Below are 23,386 nucleotides of genomic sequence, written 5' to 3' on the forward strand. Positions count from 1 at the left end.
TCAATCAGGCGGCTCGGGAAGAAGCGAAGCGGGTGACGTCCTCGATGCGGTCGGCCACCGCCTCGCGCACGTCCTCGTCGTGGAAGATGCCGAGAATGGCGGTACCGGCCCGCTTCTTCTCGTGGATGAGGTCGACGACGACGGCGCGGTTCTTCGCGTCGAGCGAAGCCGTCGGCTCGTCGAGGAGCAGCACCGGCCGGTCGGCGGCAAGGCCGCGGGCGATGTTGACGCGCTGCTGCTCGCCGCCCGAGAAGGTCGAGGGCGGCAATTGCCACAGACGCTCCGGGACGTTGAGGAGGCTGAGCAGGCGCCTCGCCCGCTCCATTGCCTCCTGCTGCCCGATACCGCTCTCACGCGCCGCATTGGCCACGATATCGAGGGTCGCGACGCGCGGGATGACGCGCAGGAACTGGCTGACATAGCCCATGACGTCGCGCCGCAGCGCCAGGATGCGGCGCGGCTCGGCGCTGGCGACGTTGACCACCTCCGCCCCGTCGCGGACGAGGATGCGGCCACGGTCGGCGCGGTAGTTGCCGTAGATCATCTTGAGGATCGACGACTTGCCGGCGCCCGAGGGCCCGCCGAGGACGACGCATTCGCCGGCCGCGACCGCGAGGCTGACGTCGGAGACGACGGCAAGCTCCAGCCCGCCGCGCAGGTGGAGCGTGAAGCTCTTCGACACGTCGTCGAGGGCGATGAGAGGCTGTTCGTTCGTCATGCTGCCAGCACCGAGGAAACGAGTAGCTGCGTATAGGCCTCGCGCGGGTCGTCGAGCACCTGGTCGGTCAGTCCGGTCTCGATCACCCTGCCCCGGCGCATCACCATTATGCGGTGCGAGAGCAGACGAGCCACAGCAAGATCGTGTGTCACGATGATGACGGCGAGGCCGAGTTCCGCCACGAGGCCGCGGATGAGATCGAGCAGGCGCGCCTGCACCGAGACGTCGAGGCCCGAGGTCGGCTCGTCCATGAAGACGAGGCGCGGATGGGTGACGAGGTTGCGGGCGATCTGCAGGCGCTGGCGCATGCCGCCGGAAAAACTCTTCGGCGTGTCGTCGATGCGGCCGGCTTCGATCTCGACACGCGCGAGCCAATCGCTCGCGGCGGCGCGGATATTGCCGTAATGCCGGGCGCCGACGGCCATCAGCCGTTCGCCGACATTGCCGCCGGCCGAGACGCCCATGCGCAGGCCCTCGCGCGCATCCTGGCGCACGAAGCCCCAGTCCGTGCGCAGCAGCAGGCGCCGCTCGGCCTCGGTGAGCTCGGACAGGTCGCGCACCGCCCCGTCACGCATGCGGTAGTGGACCGCGCCGGCGCTCGGGGCGAGCTCGGTCGCGAGCAGGCCGAGCAGCGTCGACTTGCCCGAGCCCGATTCGCCGACGACGGCGAGCACCTCGCCCTCGTGAAGGTCGAAGGTCACGTCCCGGCAACCAAGACGCTCGCCGTAAAATTTCGTCAGGCCGCGGGCGGACAAAAGCGGAAGATCGGTCATCGGGTCTCTCCTGCCGCGTCGCCATCCGCTGCCATCGCCCCTCCATGTCCGGCCGCCTTGCGCTCCTCGCAGAAATCGGTGTCGGAGCAGACGAACATGCGCCCGCCGCGGTCGTCGAGCACCACCTCGTCGAGATAGACCCCCTCGGCGCCGCAGAGTGCACAGGGCTGCTTGAAGGTCTGGATGCGGAAGGGATGGTCCTCGAAATCGAGGCTCCTCACCCGCGTGTGGGGCGGCACGGCATAGATCCGCTTCTCACGCCCGGCGCCGAAGAGCTGCAGCGCCGCGCACATGTCCATCTTGGGGTTGTCGAACTTCGGCGTCGGCGAGGGATCCATCACATAGCGGCCGGCGACCTCGACCGGATAGGCGTAGGTCGTGGCGATATGGCCGTGGCGGGCGATGTCCTCGTAGAGCTTCACATGCATCAGCCCGTAGTCGGCGAGCGCGTGCAGCTTGCGCGTCTCAGTCTCGCGCGGCTCGAGGAAGCGCAGGGGCTCCGGGATCGGCACCTGGTAGACGAGGATCTGGCCGTCCCGCAGCGGTTCCTCCGGGATGCGGTGGCGCGTCTGGATGACGGTCGCCGCCCTTGTCTTCGTCGTCGTCTCGACGCCCGCCGTCTTGGCGAAGAAGCGGCGGATGGAGACGGCGTTCGTGGTGTCGTCCGAGCCCTGGTCGATGACCTTGAGCACATCCTCGGGGCCGAGCACCGCGGCCGTCACCTGCACGCCGCCGGTGCCCCAGCCATAGGGCATCGGCATCTCGCGGCTGGCAAACGGCACCTGGTAGCCGGGAATGGCGATCGCCTTCAGGATCGCCCGCCGGATCATGCGCTTCGTCTGCTCGTCGAGATAGGCGAAGTTGTAGGCGTCCGTTTCCTTCCCCGCCGTTGCGCCGGGAGAAGGAAGATCATCCCGCATCGCCGCGCTCATTCCGCAGCCTCCTTCATCTCGCTCGCCTCGCCACGGCGGGCGGCATATTCGGTGCGCATGCGGCGCACGAGGTCGAGCTCGGCCTGGAAGTCGACGTAGTGCGGCAGCTTCAGATGCTCGACGAAGCCGGTGGCCTGCACGTTGTCGCAATGGGCGAGCACGAATTCCTCGTCCTGCGCCGGGGCCGTGACCTCCTCGCCGAAGTCGCGGGCGCGCAGCGCCCGGTCGACCAGCGACATCGCCATGGCCTTGCGCTCGCTCTGGCCGAAGACGAGGCCGTAGCCGCGCGTGAACTGCGGCGGCACCTCGGCCGAGCCCTTGAACTGGTTGATCATCTGGCACTCGGTGACGTCGATCGTGCCGAGCGGCACGGCGAAGCCGAGCTCCTCCGGCACGAACTCCACCGCAACCTCGCCATAGCGCACCTCGCCGACGAAGGGATGCGTGCGGCCGTAACCGCGCTGGGTGGAATAGCCGAGGGCGAGCAGGAAACCCTCGTCGCCGCGGGCGAGCGCCTGCAGGCGCAGGTCCCGCTCCGCCGGAAAATCGAGCGGCTCGCGCGTCAGGTCGCCGACCGGCGTATCGCCGTCGGGCGCGACCTCGCGCTCGATCAGGTCCTCGCCGTCGAGGAGGTCGGTGACGCGCGCCATCGGCTCGCCCTCGCCCGCCGCGGCTTCCGCCGGCTCGGGCGGCGCGGCGCCGGCGGCCAGCAGGAAGTCGATCAGCCGGTGGGTATAGTCGAAGGTGGGCCCCAGCACCTGTCCGCCCGGCAGGTCCTTGTAGGTGGCGGAGATGCGGCGCTCGACGGCCATGGCCGCGGTGTCGACCGGCTCGCTGTAGCCGAAGCGCGGCAGCGTCGTGCGATAGGCGCGCACCAGGAAGATGGCCTCGACGAGATCGCCCCGCGCCTGCTTGATGGCGAGCGCGGCGAGGTCCCGGTCGTAGAGCGAGCCTTCCGCCATCACCCGGTCCGCGGCGAGCTTCAGCTGCCCGCCGATCTGCTCCGGAGAGATCTCCGGCACGGCGGGGTCGCCGCGCCGCGCATGGGCGAGCAGCCGGTGGGCGTTGTCGATGGCGGCTTCGCCGCCCTTGACCGCAACATACATGTCAGCCCTCCGGCAGGATCTGCGTGGTGCGGGGCAGCGCCGCGACAGAGCCCGGCACGACGAAGACGCAGTCGACACCGCGCGGGAAGAGCGCCCGGTTCGCCGCGCGCTGGACGAGGAAGTCGCCCGGCAGCGGCGCGATGGCGATGTCGGCCCGGCCCAGAATGCCCGGCCCCTCGCAGGCGAGCCCCTGCCCCGCCGCGAGTCTCCGCACCGCCATGACGACGGTGGTGGAGCGGTCGGGATATTCGTCGGTGCCCACGGCGAAGGCGCCGAGCGGCGGCATCGCATCGGGCTCGGCGACGAGGGCGAAGGCCGCCTCGTCGGGCGCCTCGACGATACGGGCACCGGTGTGGAAGCGCAGATAGGCGGCAACCGCCGGCACGGCGGCGAGCGCCGCATCGAGCCACAGCGGCGCCTCATGGTCGGCCAGCGCCAGAGCCACCGAAGCGAGTTCCGGCGTCAGCGGCGCCGGCGGCGCAAGGTCCGTGACGAGCGGCTGGACGGTCGCCGGCCGCGCGGTGGCATCCATGAGAGCGCGGAAGACGCGCTGCGCATCGAAGACGGGCTCGGTGAAGCCGGCTGCGAGGGCGATGCTCATCAATCCTCTCCGCGGACCATGGTGAAGAAGTTGACGCGCGTCGCCGCCGTGCGGCGCGCGGCCGTCTCGCGCTCGGCCATGAGCCGTTCGTGCACCGGTGCGAGCGCCGCTTCCACCGCCTGCCGCCGGCCCGGCAATTGCCAGAGCGCGTCGATGATGGCGGCGGCGCGCGCCCGCGCCGCGTCGCGGCCGAGGTGATAGGCGAAGCCGTTGACGGTGCGTCCGCCCTCCGCGATGCGCACCGCCGCGCGCGTCACCGTCGCCTCGCCGAGGTTGAACGGCGCCCCGTCACCGCCGGCACGCCCGCGCGTCATGACGAGCCCCGTCTCCGGCCGGCGCAGGTCGCTCGCTTCCGGCAGCGGCGCGAGCGCCGCGAGCACGCTGTCCAGCTCCTCGCGCCGTGCCGCGGCCGAAACGGCCATCACGGCTTGCCGCGCCGCGATTTCCCGATCATCGTCACCTCGATGGATTCCACCTGGATCGACTGCGGTCATGATCATCCGCCCTCGCTGCCCTGTTGCAGCGCTTCAACAATTATTTGTCTAGTGGTATAGACAATTACATGAAAAAGTCCAGTGACACTTCCATGACGGGCGAGGCCATAGCGGATTTCGGCGACGAACCGATGACCGGGACGAGCGACGGCGCGCTCGCCCGCGCCGCTGGCGTCACCGCCTGGCGGCAGATCGCCGATGCCATCGAGGCGGATGTGATGAACGGGCGCCTGACGCCTGGCAGCCAGCTGCCGACGGAGGCGCGGCTTGCAGAGCGATTCGCCGTCAACCGCCACACCGTGCGCCGGGCGATCGCCGCGCTCGCCGCCAAGGGCCTGCTGCGCGCCACGCAGGGACGCGGCACCTTCGTGGAGGCGAAGCCCCTCGCCTACCCCATCGGCCGGCGCACGCGCTTCACCGAGATCGTCTCGCGCGAAGGCCACGAGGCGGGCGGCGAGCTGATGTCGGCGGCCGAGACGGTGGCCGACGAGGAGACGGCCCGGCGCCTGCGCCTCATGCCGGGCGCGCCGGTGCTGCGGACGGAGGTGCGCCGCTTCATCGACGGCACGCCCGTCTCCAGCGGCACGTCGTTCTTCCCGCTGCCGCGCTTCGCCGGCGCTGCCGCGGTGCTGCTCGAGACGGGATCGATCACCCGGGCGCTCGCCGCCTGTGGCGTGACGGACTACGTGCGCGCCGAGACGCGCATCACCGCCCGCCTCGCCACCGGCGACGATGCGGCGCGGCTCGACCTCTCGCCGGGGCGCATCCTCTTCGTCGTCGATGCGCTCAACGTCGACGGCACGGGCACGCCCGTGCAGGCGGCCCACGTCGTCTTCGCCGCCGACCGCGTCGAGCTAGTGGTCGAAAACGGCTAGAGCAGGACGAATGCAAGCCGGCCGCAAGGTTCTTGGCTTGATCCCTCCCCTCAAGGGGAGGGTGGATCGCGCCGAAGGCGCGAGACGGGTGGAGTCAAGACCGGGATCGACGCCCTTGTTGTCAACCCCTACCCCCTCCGTCGCCGCTTCGCGGCGCCACCTCCCCCATACGGGGGAGGATCAGCGCGCACCAAAGTGCATCCGCCCGCGAAGTGGATGCCGGCTGGGGGAATAGGCGGATGCGAACATAAACGGTTCAGGCCGCGATCTTCGCATTGCCGATGATGGCGAAGCGCAGCCGGCCTGAGACGAAGTCGATCACTGCCACCGTGAGAAGGATCATCAGAACGAGGAAGGAGACGTGCTGCCATTCGAGCATGCGGATCTGCTCGTAGAGATGCAGGCCGACGCCGCCGGCGCCGACCACGCCGATGATGGTGGCCGAGCGGGTGTTCGATTCGAAATAATAGAGCACCTGGCTGACGATGACCGGGAAGACCTGCGGCAGGAGGCCGAAGCGTACCTGGTGCAGCTTGCCGCCGCCGGTCGAGGCGACGCCTTCCACGGCCTTCTTGTCCATCGCCTCGATGGCCTCGGAGAAGAGCTTGCCGAACTCGCCGAAATTGCTCGTCGCCACGGCGAGGATGCCGGCGAAGGGCCCGAGCCCGACGACATTGATCCAGATGAGCGCCCAGATCAGCACGTCGACGCCGCGCACCACATCGAGCCCGCGACGCAGCGAAAAATGGAGGAATACGTTCGGGATGACGTTCTTGGCCGCGAGGAAGCCGAAGGGAAAGGCAAGGATCGCCGCCGTCAGCGTGCCGAGGAAGGCGATCGCCAGCGTCTGCGCCAGCGCCATGAGATAGGTGAGGAAAGTCGCGTAGCTGCCCGGCGACGGCGGCAGCATGAAGCCGGCGAACTCGACGAGCTTGTCAAGGCCGCCGGCGATGCGGGCGAAGGAGAAGCCGAGCGCCCAGAAGCCCGAGACGAACAGGCCCGCGAGCACGGCGACGATCGCGACGCTCAGCAGCCGGCGCGGCCAGTTCACGCGGAAGATGGAAGGATGGCGCGCCGCGAGCCCCCTCAGGCCGGCGAGCGCCTCGGCCTCGAAACGCTGTGTCCGTGTCGCGCTCATGAGCGGCGCTCCATGCCGATCAGCGCATGGCGCAGCCGCTCGGTCGCAAGGTCGATGACCATGACGGTGGCGATGATGATGAGGAGGATGGCGCTGACGTCGGAATAGTAGAACTTGCGGATGGATTCGATGAGGTCCTGGCCGATGCCGCCGGCGCCGACGAAGCCCATCACGGCCGCGCCGCGCACGTTGATCTCGAAGCGCAGGAGGCCATAGCTGGCGAAGTTGGACAGCACCTGCGGCAGCACGGCGAAGCGCACCGTCTCCAGCCAGGTCGCGCCGGTGGCCGAGACGCCCTCGACCGGCTTCATGTCGATGTTCTCGACGACTTCGGAAAAGAGCTTGCCGAGCGCCCCGGTCGTGTGGATCGCGATGGCGAGCACGCCCGGCACCGGGCCTAGGCCGAAGGCCGCGACGAAGATGAGCGCGAAGACGATCTCCGGCACCGTGCGGCAGAATTCGAGCACACGCCGCACCAGCCAGCGCACCCGCGCCGAGCGCGAGAGATTGGCCGCGGCAAGGAAGCAGAGGCTGATGGCGCAGAGCCCCCCGAGCATGGTGCCGAGATAGGCTATGAGCAGCGTCTCGCCCATGAGCCGCAGCCAGTAGCCGAGCCCCCAATACCACTCGGCGAGATCCTCGCCGAGATGGGCGAGCCGGAGCGTCGGCACGATGTCGCCGATGTAGCTCGGGAAGCGCCAGAGATTGGCGAAGAACTTCGCAAGGTCCACCTCGCCCGCCCAGGCGGACAGGCCGACGAGCGCGGCAAGGATGAGGCCGCCGAGAAGAACCTGCCGGCGCTTGGCGGCGACGGCCGCGCCGTAGGCATCTTCGAGCGCGCGCAGGCGCGGCTCAGGCAGACGGGCGATGACGTGCGACATGAGATGGTTGCTTTGTCAGCCGGTGGGCCGGAGGCAGCACACCGTCATGCCCGTCCCTGTTGCGGGCCTCCACGCCTGACCGCAAGCGCCGTCGAAGGCCATGGATGGCCGGGACAAGCCCGGCCATGACGATGGAATGCGCGATGGGCGGCAGGGATGGCCTGCCGAACGGATGCGCTCAGGACGCCTTCTTGCGCTTCAGGCGGTCGACGAACTCGATGAGTTCGATGGTCGCCTTGTAGTCCTCCGTGGTGATCGGCGCGAAACCCTTGTCCTTGCCGTCGGAGAGCTTGTCGAAGGCGGCCTTGTTCTTCTGCGGCGCCTCCTGGAAGGCCTTGGCGATGGCCTGCTTGAGGTCCGCCGGCAGGTCGGTCAGATAGGCGTAGGGCGAGCCCTGGATGAGGTCCGACTTGTAGATGATCCGGAAGTTCTCCTTCTTGGCCATGCCCTTGTTGGCCATGCGCGTCAGGTTGGAATCGTTCTCGGAGTTCCACCAGTTGAAGGCGACGTCGACCGTGCCCTGCTCAAGCGCGGTAACGGCATTCTCGTGGCTGCCAGCATAGACCACCTTGCCGAAGAACTGCTCGGGATCGATGCCCTGCTTGTCGAGGGCAAAGCGCGGCACGTTGTTGCCCGAAGTCGAGTTGGGATCGACGAGGCCGAGGTTCTTGCCCTTGAGGTCGTCGATCGACTGGTAGGGGCTGTCCGCCTTCACATAGGCGACGGAATAATAGCCGACCGTGCCGTCGGAGTTGATCGTCGTCACGAAGGGCTCGACGCCGCCGTTCGTCACCTTGACGGCGCGGGAGAGCGAGGCCGGGCCGTAATAGGCGATGTGGATGTTGCCAGCCTTCTGGCCCTCGATGACCGCGGCATAGTCGTTGGCGATGCGCAGCTTCACCGGCACGCCGAGTTCCTTCGACAGATAGGCGACGAAGTCGTCGTAGCGCTCGTTCACGCCCGAGGCGTTCTCGGCCGGCACGACAGAGAAGATGAGCTCGGGATACTTCGCCTTCCAGTCCCCAGCGAAGGCCGGAATCTGGGCCATGCCGGCGAAGGCGAAGGACGCGGCGGCGGCACCGATGAGGGCGCGGCGGTTCAACATCGTGGTCTCTCCTCAAGAGTAAGGTCCGGCGCGGATCGCTGCGCCGGCGTCCATCGCGGCGCTCAGGCCGGGATCGCGACAGGGGAACGGGCGCCCCATCCGGCGGCGGCCGAGGACGTTGCGCCCTCGCCGATGACGTCGGCGGCCTCGAGCCCGTAGAGCTCGCGCGCCACGTCGTCGGTCAGGCTTTCCGGCAGGCCGTCGAAGACGACGCGGCCCGCGGCCATGCCGACCAGACGATCGCAGTAGCCGCGCGCCAGTTCGAGCGAATGCAGATTGCAGATGACGGTGATGCCGTAGGTGCGGTTGATGCGCTGCAGCGCGTCCATGACGATGCGCGTGTTGCGCGGATCGAGCGAGGCGATCGGCTCGTCGGCCAGGATGATCTCGGGCGACTGCGCGAGCGCGCGGGCAATGGCCACCCGCTGCTGCTGGCCGCCGGACAGAGAATCCGCGCGCTGCGCCGCGAGCCCGGCGATGTCGAACTGCTCGAGCGCCGCGAGCGCGATCGCCTTGTCCTCCGGCGCCCACAGGCGCACGAGGGATTTCGCCGAGGGCGCGGCATTGAGCCGGCCCATGAGCACGTTGGTGAGCACGTCGAGCCTGCCGACGAGGTTGAACTGCTGGAAGATCATGGCGCAGCGCGCCCGCCAGTCGCGCAGCTCGCGCCCCCTGAGGCCCGTCACGTCCACATCGCCGCAGCGGATGCGCCCGTCGCTCGGGTCGACGAGCCGGTTGATCATGCGCAGCAGCGTCGACTTGCCGGCGCCGGAGCGGCCGATGACGCCCACGAACGAGCCGGGAACCACGGTCAGCTCGACACTGTCGACAGCCGTCTTCGCACCGAAACGTCGGCTGACACCTTCGAGAACCAGCATGCAGCAACCTCCACGATTGCTGCGTTATCTAGATCGAGCAGACGACACTATCATGACAATCAATAAATTGATCAATTTGCCATCTAACAACTTTTCAATACTGTTGATACCGTCACAACAACGTCACATCGGCACACGAAACCTGCGCGCCACCTCCCGGGAGACGAATGATGGGCAAGCGCCTCGGCGAAACGCCGACGATCCACCCGACCGCCAGCGTGCTGCGCTCGACGCTCGGCCGCTACACGGAAGTCGGCGCGCGCACGAGCCTCGTCGAGACGACGATGGGCGACTACAGCTACATCGTGAACGACGGCGACGTCATCTACACCACGATCGGCAAGTTCTGCTCCATCGCCGCCCAGGTGCGGCTCAACCCGGGCAACCACCCCATGTGGCGGGCGAGTCAGTCCCACTTCACCTACCGCGCCTCGGCCTATTTCGAGGGAGAGGAGGACGAGAGCGGGTTCTTCGACTGGCGCCGGGCCCAGCCCGTCACCCTCGGCCATGACGTGTGGATCGGCCACGGCGTCACGGTGATGCCGGGGGTGACGATCGGCACCGGCGCCGTCGTCGGCTCCGGCGCCGTCGTCACGAAGGACGTCGCGCCCTACGCCATCGTCGCGGGCGTGCCGGCAAGGCCCATCAGGCCCCGTTTCCCGGCCGCCGTCGCCGAGCGGCTCATGGCGCTCGCCTGGTGGGACTGGAGCCATGAGCGCCTGCACGCCGCCCTGCCCGACTTCCGCGCGCTGTCGGTCGAGGCCTTCCTCGAAAAATACGGCGCCTGATCCGCCCCCTCAGCGGGCCACGTCGGAGGCTTCTGCCGCGCGGACGATCGCATCCGCGTCCGCCGGCAGCATCAGCCGCTCGTCGGCGAGCTTGCGCGCCGCGGCGGAGACCGCCGCCACATAGGCGGCATGATCGGGGTAGCGCTCCTCCAGCGACAGGCGTCTGTCGCCGGCCTCCTGCCGCGCCGCCCTGGTGCGGGCGAGCGGGATTTCGGAGCCGGTCAGGCCGCAGATGGCGCCCTCGGCGAAGCCGGCCTTGCGCAGGTTCCAGCCGAGATAGGTCGCCGTCGGCGCCTCGATCACCGGCAGGCGGATGCCTGCGACCGCATGCCCGTCGGCGTCGACGCGCGGCAGGAAGACGGGATAGGCCGGTCCGGCGACGGGCGGCATTCGCGTGTGGTCGACGAGTGACTTTTCGTTGTGCTCGCCCGCGAATTTCAGGCCTGGTATACCGTCGTAGCCGGCCTCCTGCGCCGCGACGAGCGTGCCTTCTTCCAGGCCCGGATAGCGGCTCGGCGGCGGCTCCCGGCCCTCGGTTACCCAGGCGTCGAGCGCGACGAGCAGCGCGCGCATGGGCGCGCCCGCTTGCAGCGGGTTCGAGGGCAGCTGGCAGGCCGCCACCGGCGCGGACTTGGCGCCGAAGGGCGTGAAGTGCGGCAGCCCGGCGAAGTAATAGGCGCGCACGTTCTCCGGCAGCGCCAGGGGCTTGCCGGCCGTGTCGGTGACGACGAGCGACAGGCGCGCCTGCACCGCCTCCGTGTCGGTGTCGGTCTGGATCACCTTGGGGCAGGAGCCGGCGGCCTCGCAGCGCTTCAGGATGCCGTCCGTGGTGCCGCCGATCGGATCGAGGCTCGTCGCATAGGAGAACGGGAAGGCGTCGCCCGGATAAAGATGGTCCTCGTGATCGCGCGAATAGCGGCCCGGCTGGGCGAAGCGCGCATTGGTGAAGGTTCTGCGCGCGCCGGCGATATGCGGCATCAGGCCGTCGAACACGGGCCGCCCGCTCTCGTCGTCGTTGAACCCCTGGTAGAGGAGATCGCGCAGGAAGCGGCCGCTCTGGGAGATGCCGATGGCATAGGCGGCCTTCAAGGCCGGCGCGCCGTCCGTGGCGAGAGGATTGGCGCTCCCGTCCGGCGCCGCGCCCTCGTAGCGCAGGAAGGAGACGAGGTCGCGCACGGCGGCAAAGCCGAGGCCCATGACCTTCGGGTTCTTCGCCGTGTAGATGAACTCGTAGATGGCGCCCGCATCGAAGCCTGGCGCCTTCGTAATCTCGATGCGGGTCGGGCTCAGATAGGTGAAGGAGAGGCCGGCCGGCGTCTCGCGCGCATCGCCCTCCCGGGCTCGCACGGTCAGCCGCGCCTTTGCGGGATCAGGATCGGCCGCCGGGTAGGAGAGATCGACGGCAACCGCCGGTCCCTCTGTGCCCTTGGTGTCGTCGAAGACGAATTCCTCGCGGCTCTCCCCCGTCACGCCGGGCACGGTCGGCACGTCGAGGCCCAGAAGCCCGCCGGCGGTCGCGAGGTCGCCCTGCCATCCGCTCCAGACGAGCGTGTAGCCCTGGTCCATGAGGAAGCCGTTGCCGGCATCGGCGGCCGAGGCCGGGTCATTCACCATCGGGGCATCGTTCAGTAGGCTGAGCCCGAGCTTGCGGCCGCGGTTGGTGACTTCGTAGAGGAGCTTGCCGTTGCCGCGCGCGGGATCGGCCGGCTTCAGGATGTGCACGTCTGTCGAGAAGACCACTTCGCCGGCGGCGTTCCGGGGCGCGAGCGCCAGGTCCACGATGCCGGCGTTGCGCGCATCCTCCGGCTTCACCGCCATGGTGACGCGCGCCACGATCTTTTCGTAGAGGCCCGCCGCGAAGCTGCGGCCGGCGAAGGCCGGCGCCTCGGTGCGCGTGACCTCGAAGCCGACGACGCGCGCCTCGGCGCCGGCGGCGAGTGCGACGAAGGATAACCCGGCGAGCAGCAGTCCTTTCACGGCCATTCCTCCCTGCTTCGCCCGAACGGCCGCGGCGGCGCGGGACGCGCCGTCATCTCACCGTCGGGGATTGCCCTCGTGCCGCCGCGGGCCGCCGGTCAGGCGCGGGATGCCTCACCGCGCGTAGAGGTCCTTGTAGGTGTCCCGCAGCACGTTCTTCTGCACCTTGCCCATGGTGTTGCGCGGCAGCTCCGGCACGACGACGACGTGCTTGGGCTGCTTGAACTTGGCGAGGCGCCCTTCGAGCGCCTTCACGATGGCGGCGGCGTCGACGCTCGCCCCCTTTTCGGCAACGACGGCCGCCGTCACGCCCTCGCCGAAATCCGGGTGCGGCACGCCGAAGACGGCGCTCTCGACGACGCCGGGCATGGCGTCGATCTCGCTCTCCACTTCCTTCGGGTAGACGTTGTAGCCGCCGGTGATGATGAGGTCCTTGCCGCGGCCGACGATGTGGACATAGCCGCGCTCGTCGACCTTGCCGAGGTCGCCGGTGATGAAGAAGCCGTCGTCGCGGAACTCGGCCTTCGTCTTCTCCGGGTTGCGCCAGTAGCCCTTGAAGACGTTGGGCCCCTTGACCTCGATCATGCCGATCTCGCCCTGCGGCAGCGCCTGCCCGCCTTCTGGATCGACGACGCGCAGCGTGACCCCCGGCAACGGGAAGCCGACCGTGCCGGCGACCCGGTCCCCGTCATAGGGATTGGACGTGTTCATGTTGGTCTCGGTCATGCCGTAGCGCTCGAGGATGGCGTGGCCCGTGCGCTCGCGCCATTCGCGATGGGTGTCGGCAAGGAGCGGCGCCGAGCCGGACACGAAGAGCCGCATGTGGCGGGTGGCCTCGCGCGTCAGGCCCTCGTGCTGCAGGAGGCGCACGTAGAAGGTCGGCACGCCCATCATGGCGGTCGCCTTCGGCAGGAGGCGCATCACCTCGTCGGCGTCGAATTTCGGCAGGAAGAGCATCGACGCGCCTGCGGCGAGAACGACGTTCGTCGCCACGAAGAGCCCGTGCGTGTGGAAGATGGGCAAGGCATGCAGCAGCACGTCGGCGCTGGTGAAGCGCCAGTAGTCCACGAGCGTCAGCGCGTTCGACAGGAGATTGTCGTGGCTGAGCATGGCGCCCTTCGAGCGCCCGGTGGTGCCGGAGGTGTAGAGGATGGCGGCGAGATCGTCCGCGCCCCGCTCCACGTCGGCGAAATCGGGCGTCTCGCCGGCGGCGCGCTCCGTCAGGCTGCCTTTGCCCGCCGCGTCGAGCGTGTCGACCCGCGCCCCGTAGCGCTCGGCGACGGGCACGAGCCCGTCGCGGCTCTTCGGATCGCAGACGACGAGGGCCGGTTCGGCATCGCCCAGGAAATAGTCGAGCTCGGCGAGCGTATAGGCCGTGTTGAGCGGCAGGAAGACGGCGCCCGCGCGCAGGCAGGCGAGATAGAGCATGACCGCCTCGGGGCTCTTCTCCACCTGCACCGCCACCCGGTCCCCCGGCCCGACGCCGCGCGCCACGAGCGCATGGGCGATCCGGCCGGTGCCCGCGACAAGGTCGCCGTAGGTGATGATCCGCCCGGTCGGCGTCTCGATGAAGGGCCTCTCGGCAGCCGGCATGCGGGCGGCGAGTCGGGCGAAGAGATAGGATGGCATGGGCTTTGTCTTCGTTCTGTCTTCTTGTTCAGTCGGTGACGGGCACGAGCGTGCGTGACGCCCGCTCGCCCTTCAGCTGCTTCCTCACCGCCGCGGCGGCGATGACCTCGCCCGAACCCGCGAAGGCCTCGTGGTTCTTCTCGATGTCCTCGAGCGCGTAGAGATAGTTGACCATCAGGCCATGGGCCTGGCCGAGGCCTTTGGCGCTGGTGTCGCCGAGGAAGTTGAGCCGCTCCAGCCGCGCCCCGTTGCCGAGGTGGAAGCGCGCCACCGGATCGACCGGCCGGCCGTTCGGCGTCTTGGCCTTGAGGAAATACCAGGCGGCGGCGGGCAGCAGCACCTTGCGCACCTTCTCCGCCGTCGCCGGATCCTCGTGCCAGCCCTCCTCGTCGAGCGCCGCGAGCACCGTCTTCGCCTCGGCATCGAGCGCCTGTGAAGCCTCGGAGCCGCGCTCCCGCGCGAGCCATTTCGCAAAGCCCGGCACCGGCGACAGTGTGACGAAGGTCTTGAGGTTGGGCAGGTCGCGCTTGAGATCGTCCACCACCTGCTTGATCAGGAAGTTGCCGAAGGAGACGCCGCCGAGCCCGCGCTGGGTGTTGGAGATGGAATAGAAGACCGCCGTGGTCGCCGCCTCGGCCGCGATCGGCTTGCGGTCCTTGGCGAGGAGCGGCGCAATGGCGCCGGGGATCTCCGCCGTCAGCGCCACCTCGACGAAGATCAGCGGTTCGTCGACGAGTTGCGGATGGAAGAAGGCGAAGCAGCGCCTGTCCGGCGGCTCGAGGCGCCGGCGCAGGTCGTCCCAGTCGTGGATCTCGTGCACCGCCTCATAGCGGATGATCTTCTCGAGGATGTTGGCCGGCGTCGTCCAGTCGATGGGGCGCAGCACGAGGAATCCCCTGTTGAACCAGGACGAGAAGAGATGAACGAAATCGGCATCGACCGCCCTGAGGTCCGGCCGGTTCGGCAGATGCTCGATCAGTTCCTCGCGCATCCTGACGAGCGCGGCGGTGCCACCCGGCGCCAGGTTGAGGCGGCGCATCAGCTCCTGCCGGCGCGCCTCGGCAGCTGTGTGCAGGCGGTGCAAAGTCGCCGCATCCGGCTTCTCGCGATAGGCCGTGATCGCCTCCTCGACCTTCTGCGGATCGGCACCGAAGCGCTCGGCGAGCGCCGTGAGGAAGGCGAGGCGCGTGGCGAGCGGGGCATTGGCGTAGGTGTCGAGCACGGCCTTGGCGAGCGCCACGCCAGAGGCCTCGCCGCGACCGGAGAGCAGGTGCTCCGACAGTTCCACGACGTCGCCGCGCGCCGCCGCATCGCGCGCGAGCCCGAGCATGGCACGACCTCGCTCGCTGAGCTGCTGCAGGAGTTCGTTGAAGAACGAGTTCGGCATCCGCCTCTCCTTGATCCTGTCAGATTGCGGGCCCCATCACGACATCCGGCAGCCACGTGGCGATCTGCGGAAAGATGCACAGAAGGAGGATACCGAGGAACATCACGAAGACATATGGCAGCGAGCCCCACAGCACCTCCCGCGTCGGCACCTGCGGCGCGATGGCGTTGATGACGAACAGGTTGAGGCCGATGGGCGGCGTGATGAGCCCGACTTCCATGTTGATCGTCAGCACCACCGCGAACCAGTAGGGGTCGAAGCCCGCCTGCGTCACGATGGGGAAGAGCAGCGGCGCCGCCATGACGATGACCGCGACGGGCGGCAGGAACATGCCGGCGACCAGCAGGAAGACGTTGATGACGCCCATCAGCAGCCAGCGGTTGATCTCAAGCGAGGCAATGGCGCCGGCGATGGTCTGGGTGATGAAGAGCGAGGACAGCGCGAAGGCGAAGAGCTCCGCCGCCGCCATGATCATCATGATCATGATGCTCTCGCGCATCGCCGTGCCGAAGATCTCGACGACGGGCCCGGCCCGGAACAGCCGGTAGACGATGATGACGACGCCGAGCGTCAGGAAGGCGCCCGCCCCCGCCGCCTCCGAGGGCGTCGCGACCCCGCCGTAGAGCACGAAGAGCACGCCGAGGATGATGACGAGAAACGGCAGGACGCGTGGCAGCGTGGCGAACTTCTGCACCAATGTGAAGCGCCCGCGTCCGGCAGCGCCGAAGCGGAAGCCCTTGCGCTTGGCATCGATCAGCGCCCAGGCCATGAACATCGCCGTCAGCATCAGCCCGGGCATGACGCCGGCGAGGAACAGCCGGCCGATCGATGTCTCGGTGGCGATGCCGTAGACGATCATCGTGACCGACGGCGGGATGAGGATGCCGAGCGTGCCGCCGGCGCAGATGGAGCCGGTGGCGACGGAGGCGGGATAACCCCGCTTCATCATCTCGGGAATGCCCATCTTGCCGATGGCGGCGCAGGTGGCCGGGCTCGAGCCGGTCATGCCCGAGAAGATGGCGCAGGCGCCGAGGTTCGACAGCACGAGCCCGCCCGGCACGCGGTTGAGCCAGCGGTCGAGCGCCTCGTAGAGGTCCTTGCCCGCGGGCGAAGCCGCGACGGCGGCGCCCATGAGCACGAACATCGGGATCGACACATAGGCGAGATTGGCGATGCCAGCATACATGGTCTCGCCGAGGACGTCGAAGATGCCGAAGCCTTCCTCCACCAGGAGCCCCGCGATGGCGGCGAGGCCGAGCGCGAAGGCGATCGGCATGCCCGTCGCCAGGAAGGCGAAGAGCGAGCCGACGATGACATAGGCAGCGATGGAGAGTGTCATGCATCGGCTCCTGCGGCGTGCGGCAGGCGTTGCGCCGCCGGCGTCGAGGTGAAGAGTTTCAGGATCTCCGCAACGTATTGCAGGCTGAGCAGCCCGAAGCCGACAGGCAGCGGGATGAGCGGGATCCACAGCGGCGGCGCCCAGACGGTCGACGTGGTCCAGCCGCCTTCCCACGCCTCGTGGAAATAGAGGACGGAAGCGACGAACATCGCGATGCAGAAGGCAAGGCCGAGGAAGGCGCCGAGGATGGCGAGCGCCCGCCGCACCGGCGCGCTGGCCAGGGTCTCGATGACGTCGACCCCGACGTGCCCCTTGCGCAGGAGAACGTAGGGCGCGCCGAGGAAGATGGCCGCCGTGGCGCTGAAGACGACGAAATCGGTCTGCCAGATGGTCGGCGCGCGAAAGACGTAGCGCATGAAGATCATCTGGCAGATGACGACCATGGCGGCGGCGATGAGGACGCCGGCGACGATGCCGAACAGGCGCGATACGTTGTCGACACCGGCAACGAAGGCTCGAACCATTTGCGTGTTCCGTTCCCCGCGGGCATGGCAGAGGAGCGCCGGGTACACCCTCTGCCCGCCCGCGGGGAGAAGGTCCATCCGGCACCCCTGCGGCCGTCCGGCCTCGCCTCACTCGACGGCCAGCGCCTTTTCGATCAGCTCCTGGCCGCCCTTCACCTTCTCGGCGAAGTTCTTGTAGGAAGATTCCTGCGCCACCTTCAGCCACGCCTCGTAGTCCGCCTGGGACATCTCGACGACTTCCACCCCTGCCTTCTTGAAGGTGTCGATCAGCAGTTGGTCGCCCTTCTTCGCTTCCTCGTTGAAATAGGCTTCCGACGTCTTGCCGGCATCGAGGATCGCCTTCTGCTGCTCGGGCGTGAGCTTGTCGAAGACGCGCTTCGACATCAGCACCGGCTCATACATGAACCACAGCGCGTTCTCGCCCGGCGCCGTGAGGCACTTCACCTGCTCGTAGAGACGATAGGAGATGAAGCTCGACGAGGAGGTGTTGGTGGCATCGAGCACGCCGGTTTGCATGCCGGTGTAGATTTCCGACGAGGGCATCGACGAGATCGAGGCGCCGGCCAAGGCCAGCATCTGCTCGAAAGCGGGGCCGGCGGCGCGCGTCACCTGTCCCTTGATGGAATCGGGGCCGGTGATGCAGTTCTTCTTGGAGGCGAAGCCGCCCGACAGCCAGGCATCGGCGATGACGACGGCGCCAGCATCCTCGATGATCTTCTTGATATCCGCCATGAAGGGCGAATTGTTGAGCCGCTCGGCGCGCTCGTAATTGCGCACGAGGCCGGGCATCAGGGTGGCCGAGAACTGCGGATGGCGGCCCGAGGCATAGTCCAGCGGGAAGGCCGACATGTCGAGCTGCCCCTTGGTCAGGGCGCCCCACTGCTCGTTCGGCTTGAAGAGCGAGGCGCCGGGGAAGACCTGGATCTTGAGGCCGACATTGGCCTTCTCCACCTCGCGGGCGATGATCTGCACCATCTCGTCGCGCGGGTCTCCCTTGCCGCCCGGGAACTGGTGCGAGGCTTTAAGCACAATCTCCGCGGCGGCGGGCATCAGGCCGCCGATCAGAACGGCCACGGCACTGGCCGTCGCCAACAACGTCTTGCGCATGTCGTTTCCTCCAAATGGTCTGGCTCCCCGGGAGCCGGGGCCTCTTGCGGGCCTCGACGGCCATCGAAATCAAACTTGCATCCGCTGTCAACGATTTTGTATACAATATAGATCGTCTCGTATGCGATGGTGCTGTCACATGAGCGGCAAACGCGGCTTCGTCCTCAGGGACACCCTTGAGAACGACATCGCGATGGGCCTTCTCAAGGCAGGCGAGCGGCTGGACGAGGCGACGCTCGCGCAGCGCTTCGGCGTCTCGCGCACGCCGATCCGTGAGGCCCTGCTGCAGCTAGCCACCACCGGCCTCGTCGAAATCCGCCCGCATCGCGGAGCTGTCGTCGCACAGGTGGGCCCCTCGCGCCTCATGGAGATGTTCGAGGTCATGGCCGAGCTCGAGGGTATGTGCGGCCGCCTCGCCGCCCGCCGGGCCGACGGCAGCGACATCACGGCGTTGGTGGCGGCGCAGCGGGATTGCCGCGCTGCCGCGGAGGCCGACGACGCGGATGGCTACTACTACGCCAACGAGCGCTTTCACCACGCCATCTACCAGGCCTCCCGCAACGGCTTCCTCGCCGAGCAGGCGACGCTGATGCACCGGCGGCTGAAGCCCTATCGGCGCCTCCAGCTCCGCGTCCGCGGTCGCATCCGCACCTCTCTCGCCGAGCACGACGGCATCCTGGCCGCCATCGAGCAGGGCGATGCGGAAGTCGCCTCGACCCTCCTGAAGGCGCACATCATCATCCAGGGCGAGCGCTTCGGCGACCTTGTCGCCAATCTCGCCGAGCACACGGCCTGAGCGCGTGGCGCCGATTTAACGCTCATACATTGTAAATACTGATCTGACTTGTGAAAGTAGCCGACAGTTAACCAACAAATTGCCCGAGCGTGGATGCATTGCACTGAACGCTACAACTTTCGGTAAGTTCACCTTTCATTACCCTCTGTCTCCTATCATGCAAGCCTTCGGGCAATAACGAGACACGAGGAAACATGCGCAAGCTCGTCGGCCTGATCTGCGCCGCAATCGTTGGCCTCGGCGCCCCGGCAGCCGCCACCGCGGCAGAACTGCGTATCGTGGGCACCGGCGACGGGATCGATATCCTGAGCGCCGTCGGCAAGCTCTATACGCAGCGCAACCCCCAGACGACGATCGTCGTGCCGCCAAGCATCGGCTCGGGCGGCGGCATCGCGGCCGTCGGATCGGGCAAGGAAATTCTCGGGCGCATCGCGCGGCCGCTCACGGATGCCGAGCGCTCTCAGGGCCTGGTGGCGACGCCGTTTCTCAGGCTGCCGTCCGCTTTCTATGTCAATCGCAGCGCCGGTGTGTCAGCCCTCACCGGCGCGCAGATCCGGGCGATCTTTTCCGGCGCGGTCGAGAACTGGCGCGAGGTGGGCGGCAGGGACCTGCGCGTGCGCGTCGTACGCCGCGAGGACGCCGACAGCACTCTTCAGGTACTGCGCGCCTCCATGCCCGGTTGGGACAAGCTCGTCTTCACGGACAAGTCGAAGACCGCCTTCACCACCCAGGAGGGCATCGACACGGTCCGAGAGGTCGAAGGCGCCATCGGCTTCGGCCCGTTCAGCAACAATCTGCCCGATGAGCTGGCGGTGTTGCGCGTCGACGGGCTGTTCCCGACCGACGACGGCTATCCGAGCGCCGTGACCGTGGCGATCATTCACGATCCCAAAACCGTGACGCCGGAGGCCCTGAACTTCATTTCCTTCCTGTCCTCGCCGGAGGCGCAGGATGCCATGCGTCAGGCCGGCGGCGTTCCCGTGAAGTGAGGCCCTGCCTTGAAAAGCCTTTCCTCGCTCGGCACGCGCTTTACGATCGCGATCGTCGCCACTGCGCTCGCGGCCTTCGCCGCGCTCGTCGCGCTGACGGTCATGCGCCTCGACCGCGGGCTGAACCGACAGGCAATGCAGCTCGAAGCGCTGGCCGAGACGAAACTGTCCGAACGACTGGAGGCCGACGCGAGGCTCGCGGCAGCGCGCCTCAGGAACATCTTCGACGAGGTCACCTACCGCATCAACGCCATCGCGCTGAGGGCGGACGTCTCGCGCGCGATCGCCTCGGGCAATGTGGTGGCGATGAGCGAACTCCTCTCGCGCGCCGCCGAAGTCGCCAAGATCGACGGCATTCTGGTTGTCGATAACAAGATGCGGGTGATCGGCGCGCACGACCAGTGGCTCGACATTCTCGGCGCGAACGACGCACTGCAGAAAAGCCCGCTCGCAGAGCAGATCCGGCCCCTCATGACCGAGAACGACCGCCGCCGGCCGCGCATCCTCGAGACGGTCAGGCCACTCGACGAGGCGCTGGCGACGGCCGTTGGTGCCGTTGCCCCGGCCCCTGCCGCCGCCATCGTCGTCACGCCCATCTTCGACGATTTCGGCGATGTGGTGGCCGCGCTCATCGCGCACCGGGCGTTGCGCGCCAGCGAGCCCATTCTCAACGAGTTTTCGCGCCTGACCAACACTGGCGTTGCCGTGCTTTCCGGAGATCGCGTCGTCTCCCGTTCGGGCCTGCCCCCGCTGACGGGCAACTTCTCGGCGCATGAGGATACAAACCTGCTCGCGACGCCCGATCAGCAGTTCTTCTCGCGCTGCATCGACTTTCCCGCGAATCTCAGCGTGTGCGCCCTCGCGCCCCGTACCGAAGCCTACCAGCTCAGGGACGAGACAGTGCGCATCGGAGCCGCCGAGACGCGCGCGCTCGTCGCCTGGCTCGTCGGCGGCGCCAGCTTGGCGCTCATCGTCTTCGCCGCCATCGCGCTCGCCACGGCTCGCCACGTTACCCGGCCGTTGGAGCGCATCACCGAGGCCGTCGGTGCCGTCGCGCAGGGCGACTGGCGCACCCACGTCTCGGGCGCCAATCGCAAGGACGAGGTGGGCGATATCGCGCGCGCCGTCGTGCTGCTCCAGCGCTCGCTGCAGGAGCGCGACCAGCTGCGCACGCATGTCGCCTTCGCCGAGACCGTCAAGCAGCGGCGGGAAGCTCTGGAACAGGCCATCCACCGCTTCGACGAGACGATGCGTTCGGTCCTCGCCCGCGTCGGTAGCGGTATCGATACGATGGATGCCATGGCACACCAGCTTGCCGACGTTTCGGCCGCGGCCGAGAGGGAGGCTGTCGAAGCCGTCGCCGCCTCGGAAAGCACGGTCTCGAGCGTTACGCTCGTGAAACATGCGACCGAGCAGCTCAGCAGCTCCATCGCCGAGATCGCCGGCAAGGTGCAGGAGACGGCCACCGTGGTCGACGACGGCAATGCCGTCGCCCGCACGGCCACGGCCAAGGTCGACGGCCTGGCGGAGGCGGCGAGCAAGATCGGCGCCGTCGTGCGTCTCATCGACGAGATCGCGGCCCAGACCAATCTCCTCGCTCTCAATGCCACCATCGAGGCCGCCCGTGCCGGCGACGCCGGCAAGGGCTTCGCCATCGTCGCCAACGAGGTGAAGGCGCTCGCTGGACAGACGGCGAAGGCCACCGACGAGATCGCGAGCAAGGTCGCGGCCATCCAGGAGGCCACCGGCGAGGCGGTGAGCTCGATCGAGATGATCGCACGCACCCTCGAGAACGTCATGACCCATACGAAGGCGATCGAGATCTCCATCGAGCGCCAGACCGTGGCGACGCAGGAGATCGCGGGCAGCGTCCATGCCGCCTCCAACGGCACCGTCGACCTGTCGCACAGCGTCGACCGCCTCAAGGCGACGATCGGCGACGCCCGCAGCACGTCGGTTCATGTCGTTAACACGGCGACTGTCATGGTCGAAGAGGCCCGCCGCCTCGACCAGACCGTCCGCACTTTCCTGACGGAAGTGTCAGCCTAGTGCGTCGTCCGCTCAACGCGCTACCGGCCGGACGGGAAAAGGGCTGCCATTATAATAAAATAGGCGCTCGTTCTGATTCATTTCCGTCGGAACGAGCCATGGTGTGCGATTGGCCTACTCCCGACGCATCAGCCGCCGAGCGGCGAACAGCGTCTCCTGCAGCGGCCGCCGTGCCGCGGGCCGGCTGGCCGGCCGTGCGGCCGGCACGCGGCCGGCGTCGTCCGCTCCCGCCATCTGCGGAGCGAACAGGCCGGCATCCTGCGGCACAGGTGTGCGGCCGGGCGTGCGCAGGAGCCGCGCCATCCTGTCCATGAAGGACATGCGCTGCTGGCTGGGCAGGAAGGGGTCGGCGAAGCAGAAGGCACCGGCCGACAGCGCCTTCAGCTTGACGGCATCGACCAGCCCCGGCGCTCCCGCCACATAGACCATGTCTGACGGCCCCAGCAGCGGCAGATAATTCGTCGGCCGTCCCGAGCGGACGAGCCCACCCCCGCCCTGCCGCGATGTCGCGATGACCTCGCGCGCGCCATGGTCGCGCAGCCAGTCGAGCGACTGGCGCATGTAGAGCCCGTCATGGTCGCGCGCGCCGACGATGACGATGATGTCGCGGCGCGGCCGGGCCCGCACCGCCTCGTGCGCCACGGCCCAGATGGGCGCCCAGCCGGTTCCGCCGGCGACCAGCACCATGAGCCCGTCGCCGCGGCGGAAGAAGGCATGGCCGAATGGCCCTCGCACATCCACCCGGTGCCCGGGCGTGATGCTGCGGCCGAGCTCGGACGAGACGATGCCGTCCGGCAGCATGCGGATGTGGAAGACGAGTTCGTGCGCCGCGCGCGTGCCGTCCCAGCGCAGGGTCGGGCTGTAGTCACGCGGCGGAAAGCCGGCGAAGGTCACGCTTACATATTGCCCCGGCAGATAGTCGAGCGGGCTGCGCAGCTCGACGATCACTTCCACCACGTCGCGCGAGAGGGCGCGCATCGCTGCCACCTGGCCCGCGCGCTTGGTCGCCTCCGGCACCTCGTCATAGGTAATGACCGCATCGCCTTCGAGCGTCGCCTGGCAGGCGAGCACCGTGTCGCCCTCCCCGGTGCCCTGGTCGTCGACCGACCCGGAGACGACGCGCACGCGGCAAGTCTCGCATTGCCCCGAGCAGCAGTCGTGCGGCACGGCGATCCAGCCCCCCATGGCCGCATCGACCAGCGTCTCGCCGACGCTGGCCCGAACCGTGCGTCCATTGACCGTCAGATTGCACTTGCTTGCCATGTCTCACCTCTGGCGCGGCATCCGCCTCGCAGGCGCG

General features: G+C 68.2%; 22 protein-coding genes. 5 read left to right on the forward strand and 17 right to left on the reverse strand.

Features of this window, described 5'->3' with window-relative positions:
• Positions 1-4 precede the first annotated feature (4 nt).
• Genes phnL through phnG form a run of 6 tightly spaced genes read right to left on the reverse strand, consistent with a single transcriptional unit; the run spans position 5 to position 4,624 of the window.
• A complete protein-coding gene (gene phnL, locus BOQ54_RS10945; RefSeq protein WP_063185190.1) occupies positions 5-718 on the reverse strand; it encodes a phosphonate C-P lyase system protein PhnL in 714 nt (237 codons plus the stop codon).
• Complete coding sequence (phnK, locus tag BOQ54_RS10950) at positions 715-1,491, reverse strand: phosphonate C-P lyase system protein PhnK (protein WP_055458049.1); 777 nt, start codon at positions 1,489-1,491, stop codon at positions 715-717. Before phnK ends, phnL begins: the two co-directional genes overlap by 4 nt.
• Entirely contained in the window at positions 1,488-2,411 is a 924-nt protein-coding gene (locus BOQ54_RS10955; protein ID WP_071924478.1) for an alpha-D-ribose 1-methylphosphonate 5-phosphate C-P-lyase PhnJ, read from the reverse strand. The genes phnK and BOQ54_RS10955 overlap by 4 nt, the downstream gene beginning before the upstream one ends.
• Positions 2,412-2,419: 8 nt before the next feature.
• Positions 2,420-3,529 carry a carbon-phosphorus lyase complex subunit PhnI gene (locus BOQ54_RS10960; RefSeq protein ID WP_071923911.1) on the reverse strand — a complete coding sequence of 370 codons (1,110 nt, stop codon included), beginning with the start codon at positions 3,527-3,529 and terminating at the stop codon, positions 2,420-2,422.
• Position 3,530: 1 nt separating this feature from the next.
• Positions 3,531-4,130, reverse strand: coding sequence for a phosphonate C-P lyase system protein PhnH (gene phnH, locus BOQ54_RS10965; RefSeq protein ID WP_071923912.1), 600 nt, complete (start codon positions 4,128-4,130; stop codon positions 3,531-3,533).
• Positions 4,130-4,624 carry a phosphonate C-P lyase system protein PhnG gene (gene phnG / locus BOQ54_RS10970; RefSeq protein WP_071924479.1) on the reverse strand — a complete coding sequence of 165 codons (495 nt, stop codon included), beginning with the start codon at positions 4,622-4,624 and terminating at the stop codon, positions 4,130-4,132. Before phnG ends, phnH begins: the two co-directional genes overlap by 1 nt.
• 68 nt (positions 4,625-4,692) lie before the next feature.
• Between phnG and phnF the strand changes: the two genes are divergently transcribed.
• Positions 4,693-5,499: a phosphonate metabolism transcriptional regulator PhnF gene (phnF, locus tag BOQ54_RS10975; RefSeq protein ID WP_348626510.1), complete on the forward strand. Its 807-nt coding sequence runs from the start codon at positions 4,693-4,695 to the stop codon at positions 5,497-5,499.
• A 256-nt stretch (positions 5,500-5,755) separates the two neighbouring features.
• On the opposite strand, the gene phnE (BOQ54_RS10980) is transcribed toward phnF, so the two are convergent.
• The 4 genes from phnE (BOQ54_RS10980) to phnC all read right to left on the reverse strand — a co-directional run bounded on the left by phnE (BOQ54_RS10980) (position 5,756) and on the right by phnC (position 9,501).
• Positions 5,756-6,637 (reverse strand): phosphonate ABC transporter, permease protein PhnE, encoded by an 882-nt coding sequence (gene phnE / locus BOQ54_RS10980; protein WP_071923914.1) that lies wholly within the window; start codon positions 6,635-6,637, stop codon positions 5,756-5,758.
• Positions 6,634-7,518, reverse strand: coding sequence for a phosphonate ABC transporter, permease protein PhnE (gene phnE / locus BOQ54_RS10985; protein ID WP_071923915.1), 885 nt, complete (start codon positions 7,516-7,518; stop codon positions 6,634-6,636). The genes phnE (BOQ54_RS10980) and phnE (BOQ54_RS10985) overlap by 4 nt, the downstream gene beginning before the upstream one ends.
• Positions 7,519-7,696: 178 nt before the next feature.
• Complete coding sequence (phnD, locus tag BOQ54_RS10990) at positions 7,697-8,623, reverse strand: phosphonate ABC transporter substrate-binding protein (RefSeq protein WP_071923916.1); 927 nt, start codon at positions 8,621-8,623, stop codon at positions 7,697-7,699.
• Between the two features lie 62 nt (positions 8,624-8,685).
• Positions 8,686-9,501 carry a phosphonate ABC transporter ATP-binding protein gene (gene phnC, locus BOQ54_RS10995; RefSeq protein ID WP_071923917.1) on the reverse strand — a complete coding sequence of 272 codons (816 nt, stop codon included), beginning with the start codon at positions 9,499-9,501 and terminating at the stop codon, positions 8,686-8,688.
• A gap of 167 nt (positions 9,502-9,668) precedes the next feature.
• Between phnC and BOQ54_RS11000 the strand changes: the two genes are divergently transcribed.
• Positions 9,669-10,289: a DapH/DapD/GlmU-related protein gene (locus tag BOQ54_RS11000; protein ID WP_186437979.1), complete on the forward strand. Its 621-nt coding sequence runs from the start codon at positions 9,669-9,671 to the stop codon at positions 10,287-10,289.
• Between the two features lie 9 nt (positions 10,290-10,298).
• On the opposite strand, the gene BOQ54_RS11005 is transcribed toward BOQ54_RS11000, so the two are convergent.
• The 6 genes from BOQ54_RS11005 to dctP form a co-directional block, all read right to left on the reverse strand.
• Positions 10,299-12,266 (reverse strand): alpha/beta hydrolase domain-containing protein, encoded by a 1,968-nt coding sequence (locus BOQ54_RS11005; protein ID WP_071924480.1) that lies wholly within the window; start codon positions 12,264-12,266, stop codon positions 10,299-10,301.
• Positions 12,267-12,380: 114 nt separating this feature from the next.
• Positions 12,381-13,895 carry a malonate--CoA ligase gene (locus tag BOQ54_RS11010; RefSeq protein WP_055458040.1) on the reverse strand — a complete coding sequence of 505 codons (1,515 nt, stop codon included), beginning with the start codon at positions 13,893-13,895 and terminating at the stop codon, positions 12,381-12,383.
• A 28-nt stretch (positions 13,896-13,923) separates the two neighbouring features.
• Positions 13,924-15,282 (reverse strand): malonyl-CoA decarboxylase, encoded by a 1,359-nt coding sequence (locus BOQ54_RS11015; protein WP_063185207.1) that lies wholly within the window; start codon positions 15,280-15,282, stop codon positions 13,924-13,926.
• 19 nt (positions 15,283-15,301) lie between these two features.
• Entirely contained in the window at positions 15,302-16,621 is a 1,320-nt protein-coding gene (locus BOQ54_RS11020; protein WP_055458038.1) for a TRAP transporter large permease, read from the reverse strand.
• Entirely contained in the window at positions 16,618-17,145 is a 528-nt protein-coding gene (locus tag BOQ54_RS11025) for a TRAP transporter small permease subunit (protein WP_055458037.1), read from the reverse strand. Before BOQ54_RS11025 ends, BOQ54_RS11020 begins: the two co-directional genes overlap by 4 nt.
• Positions 17,146-17,253: 108 nt before the next feature.
• Complete coding sequence (gene dctP, locus BOQ54_RS11030) at positions 17,254-18,252, reverse strand: TRAP transporter substrate-binding protein DctP (protein WP_055458036.1); 999 nt, start codon at positions 18,250-18,252, stop codon at positions 17,254-17,256.
• Between the two features lie 139 nt (positions 18,253-18,391).
• Between dctP and BOQ54_RS11035 the strand changes: the two genes are divergently transcribed.
• The 3 genes from BOQ54_RS11035 to BOQ54_RS11045 all read left to right on the forward strand — a co-directional run bounded on the left by BOQ54_RS11035 (position 18,392) and on the right by BOQ54_RS11045 (position 22,086).
• Positions 18,392-19,048, forward strand: a complete 657-nt coding sequence (locus BOQ54_RS11035; protein WP_071923919.1) for a GntR family transcriptional regulator — start codon at positions 18,392-18,394, stop codon at positions 19,046-19,048.
• 194 nt (positions 19,049-19,242) lie between these two features.
• Positions 19,243-20,037 (forward strand): PstS family phosphate ABC transporter substrate-binding protein, encoded by a 795-nt coding sequence (locus tag BOQ54_RS11040; RefSeq protein WP_055458034.1) that lies wholly within the window; start codon positions 19,243-19,245, stop codon positions 20,035-20,037.
• 9 nt (positions 20,038-20,046) lie between these two features.
• Complete coding sequence (locus BOQ54_RS11045) at positions 20,047-22,086, forward strand: methyl-accepting chemotaxis protein (RefSeq protein WP_055458033.1); 2,040 nt, start codon at positions 20,047-20,049, stop codon at positions 22,084-22,086.
• Positions 22,087-22,200: 114 nt separating this feature from the next.
• On the opposite strand, the gene BOQ54_RS11050 is transcribed toward BOQ54_RS11045, so the two are convergent.
• Complete coding sequence (locus BOQ54_RS11050; protein ID WP_055458032.1) at positions 22,201-23,349, reverse strand: 2Fe-2S iron-sulfur cluster-binding protein; 1,149 nt, start codon at positions 23,347-23,349, stop codon at positions 22,201-22,203.
• Between the last annotated feature and the right edge of the window lie 37 nt (positions 23,350-23,386).

The organism is Chelatococcus daeguensis, assembly GCF_001887265.1.
Classification (GTDB): domain Bacteria; phylum Pseudomonadota; class Alphaproteobacteria; order Rhizobiales; family Beijerinckiaceae; genus Chelatococcus_A; species Chelatococcus_A sambhunathii.